This window comes from Cyclobacterium qasimii M12-11B (genome assembly GCF_000427295.1).
GTDB lineage: Bacteria > Bacteroidota > Bacteroidia > Cytophagales > Cyclobacteriaceae > Cyclobacterium > Cyclobacterium qasimii.
Genome location: NZ_ATNM01000173.1, coordinates 1 through 20,998 on the forward strand (window position 1 = coordinate 1; position 20,998 = coordinate 20,998).

A 20,998-nucleotide genomic window follows, 5' to 3' on the forward strand; every position below is an offset into this window, starting at 1 on the left:
AAGGCATTATGGCATCCTGGCCAGTGCATTTAAGGCCACGCACAAAATCAATATCGACAGGCAGATCGGTCAGGTCGTAATTGAAGAAGGGGAAAAACCTGCTTCCATGCTCAGAAAGTGCCCTAGTTGCAAAACCGGGGAACTGCATACAGTGGCATGTTTTGACCAACGGGGGCCACCAGACAACTGGTTTAATAAAATCAGAAAGCAAAGTAAAAGCTCCAATTAGCTTAATGGGACAGGTATGTCCAAAAGGCAAAAACAGCCTAATAATCACGCTTAAAACATCGTAAAAGTGACTTTAGCCTCCTAAAAAAACAAAACAACGTAAAGGATAAACCTATAACTACCAAACTTTTTCATCCTCCAACCATTGAAAAATAAAACAGGGAAAACCATTCCCCATAGTAAACCAAGTTCCCAACACTCTTCGTTCAACACTGCATTCAGACTAGGCTGTTCCAGCCGTCAGAATGCTTAGTTATTATCTATAGCCTTTTTTCTATACGTTTTTAATAAAATAGTCTCTCATAATGTCTGTTATTTTTTTTGCTTTGGACTTTCTAGCTTTCTCCATAATTTCCTTTTCTGAATAATATTCAATTTTGTATTTTCTAATTGATTTTTTTTATTCTCTAAATATTCGATTGCTTCTTTTGTGAAACCAGAAGTTGACCAGAACTCAAATATTATTTCCTTTTCATTACTATTATAAGTTAATGATTTGTAGATAATTGGAACCTTATCTGTTATCCATTTCTCTATAACACCTAGTTCTATTTCAGTTTTATATGCTTTACATTCACTTGCAATTATTTTTCTTGAAAAAATGCAAGAACATCAATCTCTCTTTTTTCTGCTTCAAATTTTATTATTTTCCCTACATCTAGACTTTGACATAAATTACTATAATAGTAACCAACTGCTAGTTCAAATAGGTCACCTTTTAAATTATTAGTTTTTCCGTCAATTAATTTATTAAATTGCTCTATTAAAGTAAGATATGCTTCAGGATTCTCTTTTAATATTGTACCGGCATTTGTAACCGTACTTAATAAAGATTTTAATAATTCTTCATATTCGCTTCCGAAAAGTTTATTTATAAAACCAACAATTATTCCTTGTTTTTTAATTTTTTAAATGCTTCTTGAGAAACATTATCAACTATTAGGAAGGGAAGGAAATTGCATTTTGATTGTGTTTTAACAACTGAAATTTTACGTAAAAAAAAGTCGACTTCATCTTCATCAATATGATTACCTAATAATATGTCAGCAACAACAAAAGCAGGTTTTGGCTTTCCAGCTGTAAACGAAGTTATACCGTTTACGTAGCTAGGAGCGGTAAAGCAAAATTGAAATTTCGAATATTCAGAATTGCTTTTGCCACTATCATAAGAAATCAATCCAATACTTTTCGTAAAGTCATTAAATTGATTTATTATTAGCTCTTTTGATAACTCAACAGCTTTGTAATAATTGTAATTATTTTTAGAACGAATTGATAGGTTTTCATTAAGTGTATAGCAGTCATTATCTTCAAAAATGAAGTTTAATTTTTTTAATTCATCTATAATTGTTTTGAAGTTTTTATGTGACTTTAAATTCTTAATAGGACTAAAAGAATATGAAGCAAGGTGTTCCTTTTTTATATATCCATTATGATATTCTATTGCCTTTATAACAGAGTAATATCGTCTAGCTGAATTTTTAATTGCCTTTCTAAGATTTAGAAAATATATTTCATCTTGATATTGGTCTTTATGGTAAAAAAAGGTTTGTTTATTTTGAAAAAAACCAGATAGTTTAAATATTGGATTTCCGACTCTTGAAATCCTTTTTCTAACAGCATCTTTACTCGTCCCATTTTTACTATAGTACTCAATTAGTTCATTTGAAAGGCAAGGACCGTTTTTTAATATGTAGTTTTCAATTGTCACACCACGCTATTTATAACACTTACTATATTAAGGCTCTTCATATTTTTTTTATTTTGTTGAAAGTCAAGAGGTTGCGTCTTTTTTTCTGTTTTATTAATGTCCTTTACTTGGTAATTACTGTCCTTTTTTAGGTTATAGATAACGTTTTGCATATGGCTTGTGGCGGTTTCCAAGCACTTTCCTGTCCCACGAAACCAAAGCTGGCTACGGAGCGAAAACCTTGCTGGTGGTCGTTCACCCGCCATAAGCTATATGTTTTGTTGGCAACTGGCTTTTATTCTTTACGTTGATGTGTCTGTTTCATCCCATTCTTCAATGTCCATGAATCTTCGCAACCAATTCAGAGTTTGATGTCTCAGAAACGAAATATTTGGATCAATATCAGATTTGTTCTTTTTACCATTGAACATAAGGTCTCTAAAGTAGGTGGTCGCAAGTTCATGAAATAGATTTTCGTCATAAATTTCAGTGGCATTCCGATAGCTTAACTCGTTGAGAAAGTCATTCAATTCTTCACCGAGCGCAGGAATCACATTCATAAAATTATCAAGTTGCTGGTCGTTTACTTGCTCATTCGGAGTGGGTGTCTCTTTGATTAAGTTTAGAGCCCATGCAAGAATGTAGGCACATTCTCCTTGCCAAGAAAAGTCAATTATTTTTTGTTCGTCATTTACTTTACCTTCAAAGAGCTCCTTCTCATTTGGTGAGACATGATTCCATAGCTTTTCCTTTTTCAACCATTCTGTGACTGCCACTCGGTCGTCAAGTTGTGAAGCTGTAAATGCAACTGCATAAAAAATCATCATTCTACACCCTGTTTCGTAAGGAGTCGCAAATTTTTTGTCATCAAACTCTAAATAAGGTAAATATTGCACATGATATTCCTTTATTCCATGTTTTGCCAATCTTTCTTCAAGACGTTTCTTTCTATTAATAAGTTTTTTTGTCATTTTTTTAGCTTGCTGCCAACAATTGTATATATCCATGTTTCCCCTCTGACTTGCGTATATATCAACTATGTACCTAAGTCCTATGGCTTATATTCCCTTGTCAAATTAAGGATTTAGGACAAGAATTCCAGTGTAAGCCCTACAATTCTAAAGGAAACGCTCAAAATAAGACTTGAACCTCCTGTGTAGGAAGCCACTAAGACGGAAATACCCTTGAATAACATAAAAAAGCCGAACAGTCTTAAACTGTCCGGCTTTTTGATATTTATACCAATCATCCGCTAAACGGAGATACTATTTGCTTTTCTTACCAGCTTCTGGCACCGCCACCAGGTCTTCCACCAGGATAACCGCCACCTCTTGGTCGGCCACCTCGGTCATCGTCTGACTCTTCTTGTTTCTTGAACTTACCGATGATATAGGTAAAGGACACCATTGCATATCGGGTCATTACATTGGAGTATACATCGGAAACAGATACATCAGAAATGGTTCTTGACACACTGTTGTTTTGTTTCAACAAATCAAATACATATACCTTAAGCTCTCCTTTGTTGTTTTTGAGGAAACGATAACCTGCCTCTATGTTCCACAACCAAATGGACTGGTCAAAACCTTCTGAAAGTCCACTGTAAAGCACGTTGCTCACATTATTGGAGATAAAGGTTTTTCCATCATTGGGAGAATAATAGAATTGCAAATTACTGGTCTGGGTGTAATAGTTGTTATCCAAAGTAGTTTGCAGACTACTGTTCACGATAGAATAACTCCCTCTGGTGGTCAAATTAAAATCCACATCCTTGCTGATATTACTGGCAAAGGTTACGCCCTGGGTAATGTCTATGCTTTCATTGATATTGGTTTGACCATTAATGATCCCAGGTGTCCTGCTATAACTTACTCCTGGGTTAAGGTTTACCTTGGTTTTCCACTTCGGAATGCTGGTACCATAGTTCATAAACAGTCGGGTACTCATTTGGCCGCTTAAGTTAACAGGAGTTGTGATCTGACCCCCTCTGCTTAGCAATACATCATTGTTGATCAGGGTATCCTGAGGGGCCACAAATGTGCTAGTACCTATATAATCGTTGGTAAAGGAGCCCAATAAAAACATGAAGAAAGTTTTATTGGTTTCCATGTCAAACTTTGAAATATTGGCAAAAATACTGTTGTTGTAACTTTGACCAAGTGTTGGGTTACCGATGGACAAGTTCAATGGATTGGTGTTATCGATTACATTTTGTAACTGGTTCACACTAGGCTCATCCGTTCTGGTCCTGTACCTGAACCTGAAGCGTGTCCCAGTTTCATTGCGGTAGTTCATGGTCACCGTTGGCATAAGGTTCCTAAAATCCCTGTTAAATACACCTTCTGTTGGGTACACACTTTCATTGTTGAGTTTTGCGTACTGATAGTCAAGGTTCATGTTGATGTTCAAGCCCTCGTTGTTGTAGCGATAACCCAAACCAGCTTTTTGGGTAAGGAATTTGTTGTCAAACTCATTACTCAAAGCAGTATCCAACACCATAATTCCTTGTTCATTGGCCAGCTGAAAAGTCCTCTGGTCAGCAGCACTTTTGTTGTTGCCAATCTGATAGGAAGCTGTTGCTACCGATCTTTCACTAATGGGCTCAGTATAGGTAATATTGGTCCTATAGTTGAATCCATCAGACAAAGCATTGGTTTGCTGAACAAGGGTGTCGAATGAATTTCTCACATAATCCTTATTGGCAGAAATCAAATCTGTAAGCTGATCTCTTTTATTCCAGGAAGTACTTAGATCTGTGGAAATGGTTCTACCTTTCTTATCGAATTTATACCTGTAGGTCAGGTTATTTGAGATGGAATAGCCATTGGTATTCATCCCTGTTTCGTTTCGGGTATCACTCAAACTGTCCAGGTTTTGATCCAGGTTTAAACCTTCAAGGTTAGTAAAACTGCTATTATCCTGGAAATTAATACTTGGACTGATGATCAACGCATTCTTTTCATTGATATCGTATTCAATTCTGGCGTTTGCCCTATGGTTGTTATTGGTAATATTGCTGATTTGACTTTCCTGATAGACCTGGCTATTGTCTTCTGAAATAACCGTTTGTCTATTGGTATTGTCTACAATTGCATTTTCAGTAGCATTGTAAAAGTAACTTCCGGTAACGTTTATTTTCTCTCCCCATTTGTCACTGTAGTTAAGCCCCAAAGAATTGGTTGTAACGATTCCATTGTTTTGAGATACGCCAAATGTACCGCCACCTTGACCACCTCTTCTTCGGCCACCACCTACGCCACCACTCACTCCCAGCATATCATCTGAGGAGAAATTTTGTTGGTTGACATTGTTTGCCATGCCTATTATGGAAATCCTACGTGCACCATTGAAGAAGTTTATATTTCCTCCTACTGAATACCTGTCATCTGTACCATAGCCACCATACACCCTTCCAAAGTAGCTGTTACGCATGTTTCCTTTGGTGATAATGTTGATGGTTTTGGCATAGTTGCCATCGTCCAATCCTGTCAGTCTTGACTGGTCAGATTTCTGATCAAGAACTTCTACACTTTCAATGGCATTTGCTGGTAAATTCTTTAGGGCGATAGAAGGATCACTTCCAAAAAACTCCCTACCATCTACCAGTATTTTTTGGACATCCTCTCCCTGGGCCTGAACCTTTCCATTTTCAATCGTCACACCAGGAAGTTTGCCTATAAGGTCTTCGGCCATGGCATTTTCCTTTGTTTTAAAGGCATTGGCATTGAACACAGCCGTGTCCCCTTTCATTTCACCTACGGCATTTTCACCTTCTATGGTCACCTCACCAAGCAATTGACTGTCTTCGCCTATAGCTATTTCACCAAGATCCAAAGGCATTCCGCGACGAAATTCCTTGGTCACTTTCTCGAATCCAATATATGTGATTTCAATTTTGAAAACAGGAAGCCGGGGATAGGCAATGGAAAAACTACCATTTGACCCTGTGGTGGTATTACTGATAAGGGAATCTTGTTGATTCTTCAGCAATATATTGGCTCCAATCATGGGTTCCTTGCTGGTTTTGTCCACTATGGTTCCTTGAATCATCGGTGGGCCACCTTGACGGTTTTGTTGCGCCAAAAGCGGTGTAATTGCCATACTTAAGGCAAATAAGGTAAGAAAAGTAAAAATCCTCATATAGTATCCTGTTTAAACATGTGCGTTAGACCATCCCTTTTGGCAAAGGTTTAACGGGTTACGCAAAAATGTTTAAAAGGAAATTTTACCAATCCAACGGTAAATTTAAGGGATTAATAGCCAACCAAATAGCAGCAGCCCTCCAAGGGTTTAAAACCCTTGGAGGGCTATACAGGTTTTTAAACTTCTAAAGAAACAATCTCATTGTAATTGATTCCCATGTGGCTATTGTTGTAGACCGCTTTCCCATCTTTCACAACAATCACTTGTGGAGAAGCATGCGTTACACCAAATTCATCTGCAATGGCACTTGACAATGCCCTATTGGCCAAAAGATCAAGATAATAGGGTGTAAATTTATCACTATCGGCAGCTTTCCAGTTTCTCTGCACCCTGTTCCAGGCCATGCCACTTATAGAACAACTGGTGGAGTGTTTAAAAATAACAACTGGTTTTTCATTGCTCTCTTCTTTGATTTTATTCAGCTGAGCAACGTCCTCTAATTTTATCCAACTCATAATTTTTATCGACTTATATTGAATCCAATAACCCAAATCCACGTCTTTAAAGTTCAAAGCAAGGCTATTTTTTTTGATTTCTGCTATATTTCCCTTACCTCTGCATTAAAATCCTATTCCTTTACCTCAAGTTTTCCCATTTGCACGTTATAGTCAACATGCCAAGAAATTCACTCTTTATAGTATTCCTCCTATTCGCAGCTTTCACAAGTTGTAGCAGTCTTAAATTAAATGGTCCCGAAGCGCAGGCGCCTCCACCAGCGCTACCCAAAGCAGAAATGTCCATTCACCTGGGACTCGAAATTCCTTTGTCTTATCTGCAGGGAAAAATAAATGAGAGCCTCAATCAAGACTTATTCAAAGAGGAAGGTATTGATCTGGGAAATGGTTTATTTGCTGATGTGGATTTAAAAAAGAACGGTTCACTTAGCCTGGCTGCTACCGATGAGGGGAAATTACTCGTTGGTCTACCCGTATATTTGGATGGAAAAGTAAAACTGGAGAAAAGAATTTTTGGACAGAAAATCTCCTCGGCAATTCCTTTTCAGGAAAACCTTTCCCCTCAGATCAGCTTCATTCCTCAGATCAACAGTGATTACAGTTTTGGAATAGAAGAGCTTGACATCCTGTCTTGGGGCAAATCCCTTCAGTACGATTTACTGGGTTTTAACATCGACTTCGAACCTCTGGTAAAGAAAAAAATGATTGGGTTAATGGAAGACCAATTGCTAACCGGCTCTTTAAAATCGGTGGACATCAAAAGTATCGCCAACAATTTCTGGTCTACTTTTGGCAAGCCAAGGTACTTGGACAATGGGCTTTCAGCAAGCTATCTGTACAGCCATCCCGAAAAAATAGCCATTCAGGATGAATTCACGAAGGATCAAAAGCTGATGTTGAACATAGGCTTGGAAGGGGAAATATTGCGGCAAACGGATCGCCCATTGGCCACACAGTTGGCGGCACTCCCTCCAGTAACAAAGGAGATAGTTGAAGGGAATGATTTTAACCTAACCCTGCCGATCTACATTGGTTTTGAAGAGATGGCCGCCCTACTTGAGGAACAACTTAAGGACAGCCTGATCAAAGTCGACAAGCAAACAAATCTCCTACCAACGAAATTTAGCCTGGGCCATTTTGGGGAAAGGACAATGATAACAATGGAGTTTATCGGAAAGAGAGTTGGCAAAAAGGATTTAAATGGCACTTTTTACCTGGCGGGTAAGCCGGTTTTTGATGCACAATCACAAGCCGTAGTACTTGATGATGTTGACTTTAAGCTGGTCACAAAAAGTTTCCTGGCCAATACCACAAATTGGATGAAGCGGAGGAAAATATTGAAAGCCATTCAGAAAAAGGCCATATTTCCAGTGGGTGAACAATTGGAGAAAGCAAGGGCTACATTGCTCAAGGAGAGTCAGGTGGAGTTAAGCTTGTTTGCCATTTCGCTGGAATCCCCTGAAATCTTTATTGATGGCATTTACCCTTCTACTACCGGACTGGATATTTATGTGAGGGCTGTTGCAGGAGTTAATACCCAGTGGAATCCCTAATACAGCTACTAAGCCATAAGGTCGCCGAAGGTTTTTATCCCCTTTCTTTCAGCTAATTTCAAGAGTTTTAATAAAAGTTGGGCTGTCAACAAGGCATCTCCTGCTGCCGTATGCCTGTCATCAAGAGAGATTTGGTATCGCTCACAAAGTTTGTCTAGGGAATAGTCCTGAGCTGCAATGCTATTTGGGTTATGGTATTTCCCGACCTCCAACCTCACAGCCAACTCAAAAGTATCCAGGCTAGGCTGCTTGATTTTCTTTAGACCAAGGGTTTTCCCCAGTTTTTCCAACATGGCGAGGTCAAAACCTAAATGGTGTCCCACCAGAATCTTATTTGAAGCATCTTCCAGAAAACTCCTGATCAATTGTTCCCTACTGATATAAGGCCTTACCTGAATCAACCCATGGACTTTTACGGCTTCTTTGCTGCGTTTTTTGGGACGCATATAGAACTCTTTTGACTCAGAGATTCTCATCCTATTATTGCTAACTTGTACAGCGCCATAAGAAAGCACATAGTCTTTTCGAACATCCAAACCGGTGGTTTCGGTGTCCAATACCAAAAAGTCCAATTCCCGTATTGGTTTCGCTTTCGAAGTTTTTTTTAGTAAAGTCTGTTCGTAAGCCTTGATGTAACCAGGCTTGGGTAGTGGTCGAAGTCCAAAAATTGATTTCCAGTCCATATCATTTACCAAAATAATCCAGTTGAAACCTAACCCTTAAAATCTTCTGGATTTCATCAATGGGGAAAAATGCATTTTTCAATAACTGGCGTTGGAGTTTTCCCAAAGAGTCCGGCTGAATAAACCTACCCGAGCTGGAAGCAGAAAGTCCCTCCAAAGCCCTTATTCTCATAAATATTTCGTAAGCTTTTCCCGCATCCTTGAAAAGCTCCGCTTGATTGGGTTCCAGTTCAGCTAATTTTTCAAACCGCTTGAAGGTATTGTTGACACCCACCACCTGATGGTTGAGCACAAGTACCCTTGCCGCATCCGCCAATGGCATCATGGCCCTAAGTTTAATGTCAAATTTTTCGGCATGCTCCCCGGATTTCTCAACCATAAAGTTCCTAAAAAACCCTAGGGGTGGGGGATTTAACAAGGCATTTTTAGCAAAGAAATTAAGGAAAATCCGCTCTTTACCAATTTCTTTATACACATGCTCGGTCAGCGCCTCCGCTAAGGCTACTTTCCCTGCGACAGCCCTGAAATCAAAAAAGATGGAGGCCATTAAAAGCGATTGCTGGTCTGGTTTGCTGATCCAGTGACTGAAATAACTCTTCCATTGAGACAAAGGCTGACACCATTCAGGATTGTTGGCCATCATCTCCGCAGGACAAGAATGAAAACCACAAGCGAATAGAATATCCATAATGTCCCTCGCCATAAGGTGCATAAACCTTCTGGTCTTTTCCTCCAGCTCGGCCGGTACATCTTCGTAAACGATGGCATTGTCCAGGTCAGTTCTTAACAACTGCTCCCCTCTGCCTTCTGATCCCAGTCCCAGGAAGCAAAATGGCGTATCACACACATCCCGAAAGTCCACAGAATGCCTTGCCTTGGCAATGGCTATGGCCCGCTGAATAATGGTATCATTGATCTCCGTAATGATCCCCGCAATAAAATCTATGGCCAATTCATTTTCCAGAAAGTAGATCAACATTCCTTCAGCCTGATTTCTCAATTTGGCGATCTCATGTACGTCACTGCTGTCTTGTAGTGCTTTGATGAGTACAGCCGGGCTGTTCCCTTGAGAAAGTAAAATGTCATGGTCAGAAATAATCCCTATCAACTTGGATTGACAGGTCCCATCCTCGGTAAACACGAGGTGATGCAGCCTGTTCTTAACCATGTTAAGATAGATCTGCGAAAATTCAAGGTCTTTTTTTGCTGTGATGACCGGATGACTCATGATATCCTCCACTAGTGTATCATAAGGCAAGCCTTTGGCTATCAATCGATTTCTCAGGTCTTTGTCCGTGATGATGCCCTGCGGACAATTGTTTTCATCCACGATAATAATTGAGCCCACTTTATCAGTGCTCATTTTCGCCACAGCTTTGGAAATGGTGTCTCCGATGCGGCATTGAATAACGGGCTGAGAGTAATTGATAGAGGCTTGTCCCGGAAAGAGCAAAAGACCATTTTGGTGGGAGTTGTTACCCAGGAGGGTACGTACTTTCTGGGTTTGAGAAAGGTCAGAACGCACCACTACTTGTCCGGATGCAAATCCTGAGGCAAAATACAAACTTACCTGGCTGTTTTCCTTCAGAATTTTATCAAAAATCCCTACGGGAACAGCCATAATAAGGCTATTTTCTTTGGCTTTGGCACTCAGTATATAAGGCCTTTTTCCCAATAAAGCCAACACTCCAAAAACATCTCCTTCATCACAGAACTCTATGGTCTGCTCCTCGCCATCAATGAAATCAGTCAGTTTGATTGCGCCATCTTTGACCACAAAAAATAATTCTTGGCAGGTTCTCCTTTTTGAAACAGAAACTCATCTTTTTCAAAATAGATAAGGTCTACCTCCTTGGCTACTTGATTAAGTAGTTCTGGAGACAAAAAGCTGAAAGGAGGAAATTTTTTCAGGAAATCAATAACCCTATTAACGATGACATTGCTCATATGGGAATTGGGTCTGGGAAAGGTAAATGTAAGGTATGGGTTTCCATACCTTACATTGTTTTATGATTCACGGGGAAGGAAATAATCTATTCTTTTCTCCCGGCTATGATCTTATCTACTATATCAGGATCCAGTAAAGTGGAAGTATCCCCTAAACTATCCATGTTGCCTTCGGCAATCTTTCTTAGGATTCTTCTCATTATTTTACCAGAACGTGTTTTTGGTAGTCCCGGTACAATCTGAATCTTATCAGGTTTTGCTATCGGTCCTATCATATTGGTAACAGATGCCTTGATCTCATTGACAAGGTTTGCTTCCGTTCTATTGGACATGTCACAGATAACATAAGCATAGATACCTTGTCCTTTCACCGGATGTGGGTAACCTACTACAGCAGATTCCACTACCAAAGGATGTTCGTTGATGGCATTTTCTACTTCAGCCGTTCCCATTCTATGTCCGGAAACGTTGATGACATCATCTACACGTCCTAAGATACGGTAATATCCGTCATGATCTCTTTTTACGCCGTCACCTGTAAAGTACATGCCTTTGTAGGCTGCAAAATAGGTTTGCTTACACCTGTCATGGTCTCCATAAGTCGTACGGATCATTCCAGGCCATGGAAATTTGATACAAAGATTCCCCTCTACAGAGTTACCTTTAAGCTCTTTGCCTTCCGGATCCATTATAGCCAATTGAACACCAGGCAATGGAAGTGTAGCGAATGCCGGCTTGTTAGGGGTGATTCCCGCTAAAGGAGAAACCATAATCCCACCTGTTTCGGTTTGCCACCAGGTATCCACTATTGGGCATTTTGTCTTGCCGATATGCGTATGGTACCAGTGCCATGCCTCTTCATTAATAGGCTCACCTACTGAACCCAAAACTTTAAGTGAATCAAGCTTGTACGGGGCAATCGGCTCAGTACCATGCACCTGCAATGCACGGATAGCTGTAGGGGCAGTATAAAATTGATTGACTTTATATTTGTCTACAATTTCCCAGAACCTTCCAGGATTAGGATAGGTTGGAACGCCTTCAAACATAATGGTAGTAGCACCTGTCAATAAAGGACCGTATACGATATAAGAATGGCCAGTAATCCATCCTACATCAGCAGTACACCAGTAAACATCCCCCGGAGTATATTGGAAAACGTTTTCAAAGGTATACTTCGAATAAATCATATAGCCACCACAAGTATGGACCACTCCTTTTGGTTTACCTGTGGAACCTGAAGTATAAAGAATGAACAATTCATCCTCACTGTCCATTTCAACAGCCTCATGGCTTTTGCTTTTTCCTTCAATGGCTTCATGCCACCAAAAGTCTCTGCCCTCTTTCATCGTTACTTCCTGACCAGTCCTTTGGAATACGATCATCGTTTCGATCAGATCTGTATGTTCCAGGGCCTCGTCTACTACAGATTTTACAGGAATTTTTTTCTTGCCTCTAAAATTTCCATCTGAAGTAAGCACTACCTTTGCTTTGCAATCTATAATTCTATCTGCAAGCGCATTGCTGGAGAACCCAGCAAATACAACAGAGTGAACCGCTCCCACCCGGGCACAGGCAAGCATAGCGATAGCCGCCTCAGGAACCATGGGCATATAGATGATCACTTTATCTCCTTTTTCCACACCCTTTTCTACAAGGACATTAGAAAAACGACATACTTCTTCGTACAATTCCATGTAGGTGATTATCCTGTTCGGATCTCCGGGCTCATTTGGTTCCCAGATGATCGCAGGCTTGTCACCCATAGTGTAAAGGTGCCTTTCTAAGATGTTTTCGGTAATGTTAAGCTTACCGTTTAAAAACCACTTAACATCAGGTCCTTCAAAATCCCACTCCAGTGTCTTGTCCCAGCGCTTTTTCCAATGAAAAGAATCTGCTATTTTGGCCCAGAAATTTTCTGGGTCTGCAACACTTTTTTGGTACTCGTGGAAATAACCGCTTAGTGTATGAATTCTATCGCTCATATTATCGATATTTTAGGTTGTATTAAACGTAAAGTTAATTAAACATGCAAAGGATTTAATGTTTCATAAATCCTTTGCATTCATTGATTTAGTGTTCTTGGGCTTCACCAGCTCCTCTAGGGATTCTGATTTCTTGAATCATTGCCTGCACATCAGCAGGTGGTGCTGGTGTAAGTTTGGAAACAACATAGCAGACCACAAAATTGATAACCATACCTATGGTACCGATTCCTTCAGGGGAAATGCCAAATAACCAATTGTCCATTGAATTGGATTCTGGCGAAATAAATTTGAAATAAGTTATGTAGGCCAAAGTAAATGCCAGACCGGAAATCATTCCGGAAATGGCACCTTCTTTATTCATTCGAGTAGAAAATATACCCATAATAATTACAGGAAAGAAGGAGGCTGCTGCCAGGCCAAAGGCGAAAGCAACTACCTCTGCGACAAATCCCGGCGGGTTGATACCAAAGTATCCTGCGATGATCACTGCAAATGCAGCAGAAACCCTTGCGATGATTAGTTCGGTTTTTTCTGTCATTGAAGGCACAAAAGTTCGGAACAAATCCCTGGAAACCGATGTGGAAATAACCAATAAAAGTCCTGCAGCAGTGGATAAAGCCGCTGCCATACCTCCGGCAGCTACAAGTCCAACCACCCAGTTAGGCAATTTGGCGATCTCAGGAGCCGCCAAAACCATGATGTCCTTGTCTATCCTAAGTTCATTGGTTTCAGGGTTGGGCGTATATTGTACGATTCCATCCTTGTTTATGTCTTCAACGACAATAAGATTGGTTTTTTCCCAGTTTTCAACCCAAACAGGCAATTCATCCACTGATTTGTCGGCTACAGTTTCTATGGCATTGTATATTCCAAAGGCAGCAATCGCTGGAGCAGTGGTGTATAAGATGGCAATAAAAATCAACGCATAACCAGCAGAAAGCCTTGCGTCTTTAACTCTAGGTACAGTGAAAAACCGCACAATAACGTGTGGCAATCCTGCAGTACCTACCATTAAAGCCAGGGTAATGGCAAAAATATCAGCCATTGACTTTCTTCCAGAAGTGTATTCCTGAAAACCCATGTCCAATAAAACACCATCCAATTTATCCAATAGGTAGGTTCCATCCTGTACTGTTCCACCTAAACCCAATTGAGGAATAGGATTTCCAGTCAACTGGATTGAAATAAATATAGCCGGTACCATAAAGGCAAAAATCAGCACACAATATTGGGCTACCTGTGTATAAGTAATCCCTTTCATACCACCCAATACCGCATAGAAAAACACAATCGTCATGCCTATTAGCACTCCTGTCTCAATATCTACTTCCAGGTACCTGGAGAAAACGATACCGACACCACGCATTTGACCTGCCACGTAAGTGAAGGAAATAAATAGCGCACAGAATACAGCCACTACACGGGCTTTGTTACTGTAATACCGGTCTCCAACGAAATCAGGAACGGTGAACTTCCCAAATTTACGAAGGTAAGGAGCCAATAAAAGGGCCAAAAGGACATATCCACCAGTCCAACCCATAAGGTAAACTGATCCATCGTAGCCAGAAAAAGCAATTATTCCGGCCATGGAAATAAAAGAAGCTGCTGACATCCAATCCGCAGCGGTAGCCATACCGTTAGCTAGCGGAGAAACGCCCCCGCCTGCCGTATAAAATTCTTTAGTTGATCCAGCTCTTGTGTATATGGCGATACCGATATACAAGGCGAAGGACAGACCTACTAGGATGTAGGTCCAGGTTAAAATTTCCATAGAGAGGTGATTATTTTAAAGGGTTATTTTTCGTTGACATCAAATTCTTCATCAAGCTTGTTCATCCGATATACGTAAACGAAAATCAATATCACGAATGAAAATATTGAGCCTTGCTGGGCAAACCAGAAGCCCAATTTGTACCCTCCAATTTTAATGGCATTGAGGGGCTCTACAAGCAAAATTCCGAAGCCAAAAGAGACAATAAACCAAACCGCCAGAAGAATCAATAAGGTTCTAATATTGCGCTTCCAGTATTGTTTCATTTTTTGTTTATGGTTATCCATATAATAATATGTTTGAGTTTATTGGTTAAAATAATCCTGAAATTATTTAAAAATTCCGTAACTATCAGCAAGATTTCGTTAATCTACCAAAAATAAGACAGTTTCGGTTTGAGTCGTAGATGATTGGTTCGACTCAAATGGCTAAAATGGGGTAAATTTATAATTAAACCTTTTCAATTAAGTATTTGTCAATATATTCTATGGCCGATTTTAAGCGGTTTTCCTCCGTCCCGGAAATTTTTTTCCATGGTACTCCTGAAGCTTTCATCTCATTTTCATAAACCTGCATAAAATATTTACGCATGGCCGGATCTGCATGCTCTCGCTGTGGATCCTCCGTCCAGGGAATATCTATTGACGTAAGTAAGTACAATGAATATTCCCGGGTTTGAATTTGTTGTTTTATCCAGGGATTCGTTTGATTGAACCTGTGCTCACTCCATACTTTTACGACCCTCAGATCTGTATCACAAAACAATTTATCAACAGCCCTTTCCGCTCCTTCATCTTCCAGTTTCACCTGCCCTTTGGCGATGGCCTCTAAATCTTCATAAATATAAGGCCTATCCAATTGCTCAATGTATTCCCTGGCATATTCAGGAACCCAAGGTTCTCCATAATGAACTGCCAATTGCCGGCTCAAGGTACTCTTACCCGTAGATTCCGGCCCAATGATCACGATCTTATGCATTGTCTTTCGCATAGTTTTTGGCAGCCTTGACCCAGGCGATAAGCCCAAGGATAGCCAAAACAGTGAAAACGAAAAACTGAAAAGAGGTAAGCACCAATCCCTTATAAAAATAAAGCGGAATGGAAACCAAATCTGTAACAATCCAGGCAATCCAATTTTCCACCTTCTTTTTAGCCATCAGCCACATTCCTACGAATGCCGAGGAAGTAGTAAATGAATCCCAATAAGGAACGTCACTGTCTGTAAAGCTAATCAAAACATAATATAAAGCCAGATAGGAGAAAACCCATAGTGCCAAAGATTGGAAAATTCCTGACTTCGTCAACCAGGTGATGGGAACAACCGCATTGCCAGGTTTAGGGTTGGACCAGATGTACCAGCCATAGATGGACATGGAAAAATAATAGGCATTGATGCCCATATCCGCATACAATTTTACCTGCAAGCAAATCCAGACATAAATCAATGTGCTGACGATCCCAGTTGGGAACACCAAAATATTTTCCTTTATGGAATAATAAACTGAGGCCAGCCCAAAAACAACAGCTATGCCTTCTAACCAGCTCATCGCTGCGATTCCACTTTCTATGCCTTCTATTATGTATTGCCAGTCCACGGGCCGAAATTGCGATATATTTTTAACAAAAAAAAATCAGCACCGAAGTTTAGTCTAAAACTCCAGTGCTGATCTCGTTAGCCAATATTATACTTATTAACCTATATTTTTCTTTTTCAACTGATCTACTATGTATTCAGAAGTTCGGATAGAAAGGGCCAAAATGGTCCATGTTGGGTTTTTATCCGCCTGAGAAACAAATGGTCCTGCATCCACTACAAACAGGTTGTCACATTCATGGGCCTGAGAATATTTGTTCAATACAGAAGTTTTTGGATCATTCCCCATTCTGGTAGTACCTACCTCATGTATGATACGACCTGGAGCCTCTAAACCATATTTTGTGTCTGCTCCCGGTTTGTTGCCCATTACTTTGGCTCCCATGGAATCGAACATCTCTTCAAAGGTTTCCTGCATGTGTTTGGCTTGCTTCACCTCATGTTCGGTCCAGTTGTAGTTGAATCGAAGCACAGGGATACCAAATTTATCCACTACAGTAGGGTCAATTTCACAGTAATTGTCATACTGAGGAACAGATTCTCCTCTACCTGCGATACCTACTGTGGCACCGTATATATTTCTTATGTCTCTTTTAAGTCCTTCACCATAACCACCATTAGGCCTTGGTTTGCCAAATTCATCCTGCATGTATTTACGCATGGACTCCATTCCAAAACCAAAACCATAATTTGGCTGACGCATACCACCGCCAAATTCAAGGTGATACCCTCTAGGGAAATCCAGTTTTTTATTGTCTAACCACCAAGGGGTATAAACGTGCAAGGAGCCTACGCCGTCTTCATTGTATTTGTCTCTTGCAATAAAATCTGTCATTAATGCTGACCTGCTCGCTCCTGTAGAGTCATGCAGGTACCTTCCTAGTGTCCCACTACTGTTGGACAATCCGTTAGGATGTTTGGTAGAGGCTGAATTCATCATGATCCTTGCCGTCTCACCTGCGGAAGCACCCAAAACCACAACCCTTGCATTCAGTTTGTACTCTTGCATGTCGACCTTACTCACATAAGACACACCTGTAGCTTCTCCTTTTTCATTGGTGGTAACTTTACGCACCATTGCATAGGTATAAAGATCTACATTTCCTTTTTTGATCGCAGGTTTTACCAATACCGTTCCTGCAGAGAAATCGCCATAAACCTGGCAACCTCTGTTACACTGGGCACAGAAAAAACAAGCTCCTCTTTCGTTATTCACCGGACGGGTTAAAACAGAAACCCTGGAAGGCAATACTGGTAAGTTGATTTTCTTTCCTGCCTTGGTAAAGGCTGCTTCGTGCAATCTTGGCTTTGGCGGAGGAAGAAAGTTTCCATCAGGTTCATTTCTTATGCCTTCTTTGGAACCGAAGACACCTATCATTTTATCTACTCTATCATAGAAAGGTTTCACGTCATCATAGCCAATTGGCCAATCATCACCCAAACCATCAATGCTTCTTCTTTTAAAATCGTCAGGGCCAAAACGTAGAGAAATTCTTCCCCAGTGATTGGTTCTTCCTCCTACCATTCTGGAACGAAACCAGTCAAATTCAGTTCCGTCTTTTCTGGTGTAAGGTTCTCCATCTATTTCCCAACCTCCATAGGCGGCATCAAAATCGCCAAAAGCCCGCACAGTATTGGCGCCTCTTCTTGGAGATTCCCAAGGAAATCGCAATTGGGTCCTGTACTCTTCCTTTGCAGGATCAAAGTCACTTCCCGCTTCTACTACTGCTACGCTTAAACCGGCTTCGGATAGAATTTTACTTGCCATTCCACCGCCGGCGCCTGATCCTACAATGATCACATCGTAGGTATCCATGGATGATTTTATTTCAAAGCTCATTGATATATTTTTTGAGTTTATTTTTAATTCACCCCCCAAAATAGGAGTTTAAAGCTGATTTTTCACCATTTCCAAAATCGGCCATTTGCCGATCTCTCTCTTAATTTTCATCAAGTCAAAACATTATTTTATCATTCACCTCTTCACCAACTATATTACCGAACAGTTGGTATTTTTCTAAGAAATTCCAATGAATATTTTTATCATTAATTTCATTGAAAAGGCTGCTTCTATCAAGATTCATTTAAAGCAACTTGCAATCGAGGTTTTTAGATGTTAAAATTTTATTTTGCCCAAACATTCACTATTCTTATACTTTGAATTGAATAGAAAGTACTACCCTTGCCGGGTTAAGCACTTTTTTGTATTAAAAACATAACCCAAAAAATGGAGAAAAAGGAAAGAAGAAGCCAGGGCTGGTTCGGAAAAACTGGCAAGGATGGTCTTATTTATAGGTCATGGTTTAAGAAACAGGGCATCCCAACACATGAATTAGGTGGCAAACCAATCATTGGAATTTGTAATACCTGGTCTGAGTTGACCCCATGTAATTCTCACTTTAGAGAATTAGCAGAATTTGTGAAGAAAGGTGTAATCGAAGCAGGAGGTTATCCGGTAGAATTTCCGGTAATGTCACTAGGTGAAACAGTGATGAAACCTACCGCCATGCTTTACAGAAATTTGGCCAGCATGGACACAGAGGAATCCATTCGTGCCAATCCTTTGGATGGAGTAGTGCTTCTTTGTGGCTGTGACAAAACCACTCCCTCCCTTGTGATGGGAGCAGCAAGTGTAAACTTGCCAACCATTGTTGTTTCTGGTGGCCCAATGCTCACAGGAAGATACAGAGGCGCTGAAATAAGCACCAGTGACATTTGGAGGTTTAGTGAAAGCTCCAGGTCTGGAGAAATCTCTCAAGACGAATTGTACATCGCTGAATCCGGGCTTTGCCGAAGTGATGGGCATTGTGGCGTAATGGGTACAGCCTCCACCATGGCTTGTATGGTAGAGGCCCTCGGCTTGTCCCTTCCTGGAAATGCAGCTATTCCTGCACCTGACACCGGGAGAAAAGTGATGGCGCATATGTCGGGAATGGAAATCGTGAAAATGGTTGAGAATGACCTCAAGCTATCTGATATCCTTACCCGTGAGGCTTTTGAAAATGCTATCATGGTAAATGCTGCCATAGGTGGTTCCACCAACTTTGTGATTCACCTTCTGGCAATTGCAGGCAGAATCGGAATCGAACTAAATCTAGAAGATTTCGATAAATATTCTGCCAACATCCCACTTCTGGCCAATCTTCAGCCTTCCGGAAAATACTTTATGGAAGACTTTTACTACGCAGGTGGATTGCCTCCCGTTATTCGTCAGTTGAAAGACCGACTGCACAATGAGGCCCTTACGGTAACCGGTCAGAGCATAGGAAAGAACAACGAGAAATTTGAAAATTATAACAAAGAGGTAATTGCTGCCATCGATGAACCTTTCAATCCTTTGTCTGGAATAGTGGTACTCAAAGGCAACCTTTGTGAAACAGGTTCCATTATCAAGCCTTCAGCTGCCAGTCCTGAACTGATGAAGCACACAGGCAAGGCGGTCGTTTTTGAGGACATTGATGACTATAAAAACAATATAGATGATCCTGATTTGGACATCGACGAAAACTCCATCATGGTACTTAAAAATGTAGGACCTAAGGGTTATCCAGGCATGCCAGAAGTTGGCAATATGGGCCTTCCTACAAAAGTACTTGCCAAAGGGATCAAAGACATGATTCGAATTTCTGATGGCAGAATGAGCGGTACTGGTTTTGGTACAGTGATCTTACATGCCACCCCTGAAGCTGCAGAAGGCGGAAATTTTGCCGTCGTTCAAACTGGTGATGAAATAGAGCTTGACGTAGAAGCCAGAAAGCTGAACTTATTGGTCTCAGATGAAGAGCTGACCAAAAGAAAAGCAGCCTGGAAAAAACCTCCTACCTTGACAGAAAGAGGTTATGTGAGCCTTTATGTAAAGACCGTTGAACAAGCCAATTTAGGAGCCGATCTGGATTTCCTTAAAGGCAATTCAGGAAGTGAAGTCACCAAAGACTCTCATTAATCCATTCCCATTATTACCGGAAAGCAAGGCTGTTTTCCGGTAATTTTTAAACTTTACTAAACCCAATGAATAATACCAACACGGAAGCTGCTCCAGTAGCCTTAGTTACAGGAGCGGGTGTAGGAATAGGCTTTGAAATCGTTTTTTTGCTGGCTTCCAAAGGTTATAAGGTCATGTTGAATGACCTGGATGAAGCAGTTACCACCAAAGCCTGTGAAAAGATAAACGCCACCTTCCCCCATACCTGTAAAGGAATTTCCGGAGATGTTTCGGACATCCGTTTTATCGAACAAATGGTGCAGCACACAGTCGAAGCATTTGGTGCAATAGACGTAGCCGTGGCCAATGCAGGCATCACTGTTTTTGGCGATTTCCTCACTTACAAGGAAGCGGATTTCCATAAAGTAATGCAACTCAACCTGGCAGGCAGCTTTTTCCTTGCCCAGCAGGTATCCCTGCAAATGATCAAACAGCAGACAGGAGGCAGCCTTCTTTTTATGTCTTCAGTCACCGGACATCAGGCCCACAAAAATCTAGCGGCCTATGGCATGAGCAAAGCAGCTTTAGAAATGCTGGCCAAAACCCTGGTCGTAGAACTTTCCCCCTATAAAATCAATGTAAATACCGTCGCTCCAGGAGCCACCATGACCGAACGTACCGCTTCGGAAGAAGGCTATGAAAAAACCTGGTCAGAAATAACCCCCATGGGAAGGCCTGCCTACCCCAAAGACATTGCCGAAGCCGTAGCCTTCTTGGTCTCCCCAGCGGCAAGGCACATCACAGGTCAGAGTTTGGTCATCGATGGAGGATGGACTTCTACCAGTCCCTCGCCTTATCGGTAGGGGATAATAAATAAACAGCCCTTCAAGGTTTTTAAAACCTTGAAGGGCTTAATAAAAAATACGAGCGTAGGGCTGCGCTTTGGATAGACTATACGAAGCGAT

The 20,998-nt window shown here is 40.8% G+C and carries 15 protein-coding genes and 1 pseudogene; 4 read left to right on the forward strand and 12 right to left on the reverse strand.

Annotated features, from left to right (window positions below):
* Nucleotides 1-229, forward strand: a pseudogene (locus ADICYQ_RS27490) (IS91 family transposase); the annotation flags it as partial.
* Nucleotides 230-1,114: 885 nt separating this feature from the next.
* On the opposite strand, the gene ADICYQ_RS21730 reads toward ADICYQ_RS27490, so the two are convergent.
* From ADICYQ_RS21730 to ytxJ, 4 genes are all read right to left on the reverse strand, one after another.
* Nucleotides 1,115-1,939 carry a hypothetical protein gene (locus ADICYQ_RS21730; RefSeq protein WP_020893883.1) on the reverse strand — a complete coding sequence of 275 codons (825 nt, stop codon included), beginning with the start codon at nt 1,937-1,939 and terminating at the stop codon, nt 1,115-1,117.
* A gap of 281 nt (nt 1,940-2,220) precedes the next feature.
* Nucleotides 2,221-2,925, reverse strand: a complete 705-nt coding sequence (locus ADICYQ_RS21740) for a DUF4272 domain-containing protein (RefSeq protein WP_020893884.1) — start codon at nt 2,923-2,925, stop codon at nt 2,221-2,223.
* A 271-nt stretch (nt 2,926-3,196) separates the two neighbouring features.
* On the reverse strand, nt 3,197-6,058 hold the full coding sequence (locus ADICYQ_RS21745) for an outer membrane beta-barrel protein (RefSeq protein WP_020893886.1): 2,862 nt from the start codon (nt 6,056-6,058) through the stop codon (nt 3,197-3,199).
* A gap of 179 nt (nt 6,059-6,237) precedes the next feature.
* A complete protein-coding gene (ytxJ, locus tag ADICYQ_RS21750) occupies nt 6,238-6,576 on the reverse strand; it encodes a bacillithiol system redox-active protein YtxJ (protein WP_020893888.1) in 339 nt (112 codons plus the stop codon).
* 158 nt (nt 6,577-6,734) lie between these two features.
* Here ytxJ and ADICYQ_RS21755 point away from each other — a divergent pair, with 158 nt between their 5' ends.
* A complete protein-coding gene (locus ADICYQ_RS21755; protein ID WP_040417575.1) occupies nt 6,735-8,129 on the forward strand; it encodes a DUF4403 family protein in 1,395 nt (464 codons plus the stop codon).
* Between the two features lie 8 nt (nt 8,130-8,137).
* Here the strand turns inward: ADICYQ_RS21755 and ADICYQ_RS21760 are convergent, their stop codons facing one another.
* The 8 genes from ADICYQ_RS21760 to ADICYQ_RS21795 form a co-directional block, all read right to left on the reverse strand.
* A complete protein-coding gene (locus tag ADICYQ_RS21760; RefSeq protein ID WP_020893890.1) occupies nt 8,138-8,812 on the reverse strand; it encodes a 3'-5' exonuclease in 675 nt (224 codons plus the stop codon).
* A 1-nt stretch (nt 8,813) separates the two neighbouring features.
* Entirely contained in the window at nt 8,814-10,589 is a 1,776-nt protein-coding gene (locus ADICYQ_RS21765) for a DUF294 nucleotidyltransferase-like domain-containing protein (protein WP_020893891.1), read from the reverse strand.
* Nucleotides 10,590-10,845: 256 nt separating this feature from the next.
* Nucleotides 10,846-12,744 carry an acetate--CoA ligase gene (gene acs, locus ADICYQ_RS21770; protein ID WP_020893893.1) on the reverse strand — a complete coding sequence of 633 codons (1,899 nt, stop codon included), beginning with the start codon at nt 12,742-12,744 and terminating at the stop codon, nt 10,846-10,848.
* A gap of 88 nt (nt 12,745-12,832) precedes the next feature.
* Nucleotides 12,833-14,518, reverse strand: coding sequence for a sodium:solute symporter family protein (locus ADICYQ_RS21775; protein WP_020893894.1), 1,686 nt, complete (start codon nt 14,516-14,518; stop codon nt 12,833-12,835).
* Nucleotides 14,519-14,541: 23 nt separating this feature from the next.
* A complete protein-coding gene (locus tag ADICYQ_RS21780; protein ID WP_040417578.1) occupies nt 14,542-14,805 on the reverse strand; it encodes a DUF4212 domain-containing protein in 264 nt (87 codons plus the stop codon).
* A 163-nt stretch (nt 14,806-14,968) separates the two neighbouring features.
* Nucleotides 14,969-15,508, reverse strand: coding sequence for an AAA family ATPase (locus tag ADICYQ_RS21785; protein WP_235114850.1), 540 nt, complete (start codon nt 15,506-15,508; stop codon nt 14,969-14,971).
* Entirely contained in the window at nt 15,489-16,112 is a 624-nt protein-coding gene (pnuC, locus tag ADICYQ_RS21790; RefSeq protein ID WP_020893897.1) for a nicotinamide riboside transporter PnuC, read from the reverse strand. Before pnuC ends, ADICYQ_RS21785 begins: the two co-directional genes overlap by 20 nt.
* A gap of 96 nt (nt 16,113-16,208) precedes the next feature.
* Entirely contained in the window at nt 16,209-17,951 is a 1,743-nt protein-coding gene (locus tag ADICYQ_RS21795; RefSeq protein WP_040417585.1) for a GMC family oxidoreductase, read from the reverse strand.
* Nucleotides 17,952-18,338: 387 nt separating this feature from the next.
* Between ADICYQ_RS21795 and ADICYQ_RS21800 the strand changes: the two genes are divergently transcribed.
* Together ADICYQ_RS21800 and ADICYQ_RS21805 are read left to right on the forward strand one after the other, a co-directional pair.
* Nucleotides 18,339-20,054 (forward strand): IlvD/Edd family dehydratase, encoded by a 1,716-nt coding sequence (locus ADICYQ_RS21800; RefSeq protein WP_020893900.1) that lies wholly within the window; start codon nt 18,339-18,341, stop codon nt 20,052-20,054.
* A gap of 65 nt (nt 20,055-20,119) precedes the next feature.
* Nucleotides 20,120-20,896 carry an SDR family NAD(P)-dependent oxidoreductase gene (locus tag ADICYQ_RS21805; protein WP_020893901.1) on the forward strand — a complete coding sequence of 259 codons (777 nt, stop codon included), beginning with the start codon at nt 20,120-20,122 and terminating at the stop codon, nt 20,894-20,896.
* The last annotated feature ends 102 nt before the right edge of the window (nt 20,897-20,998 follow it).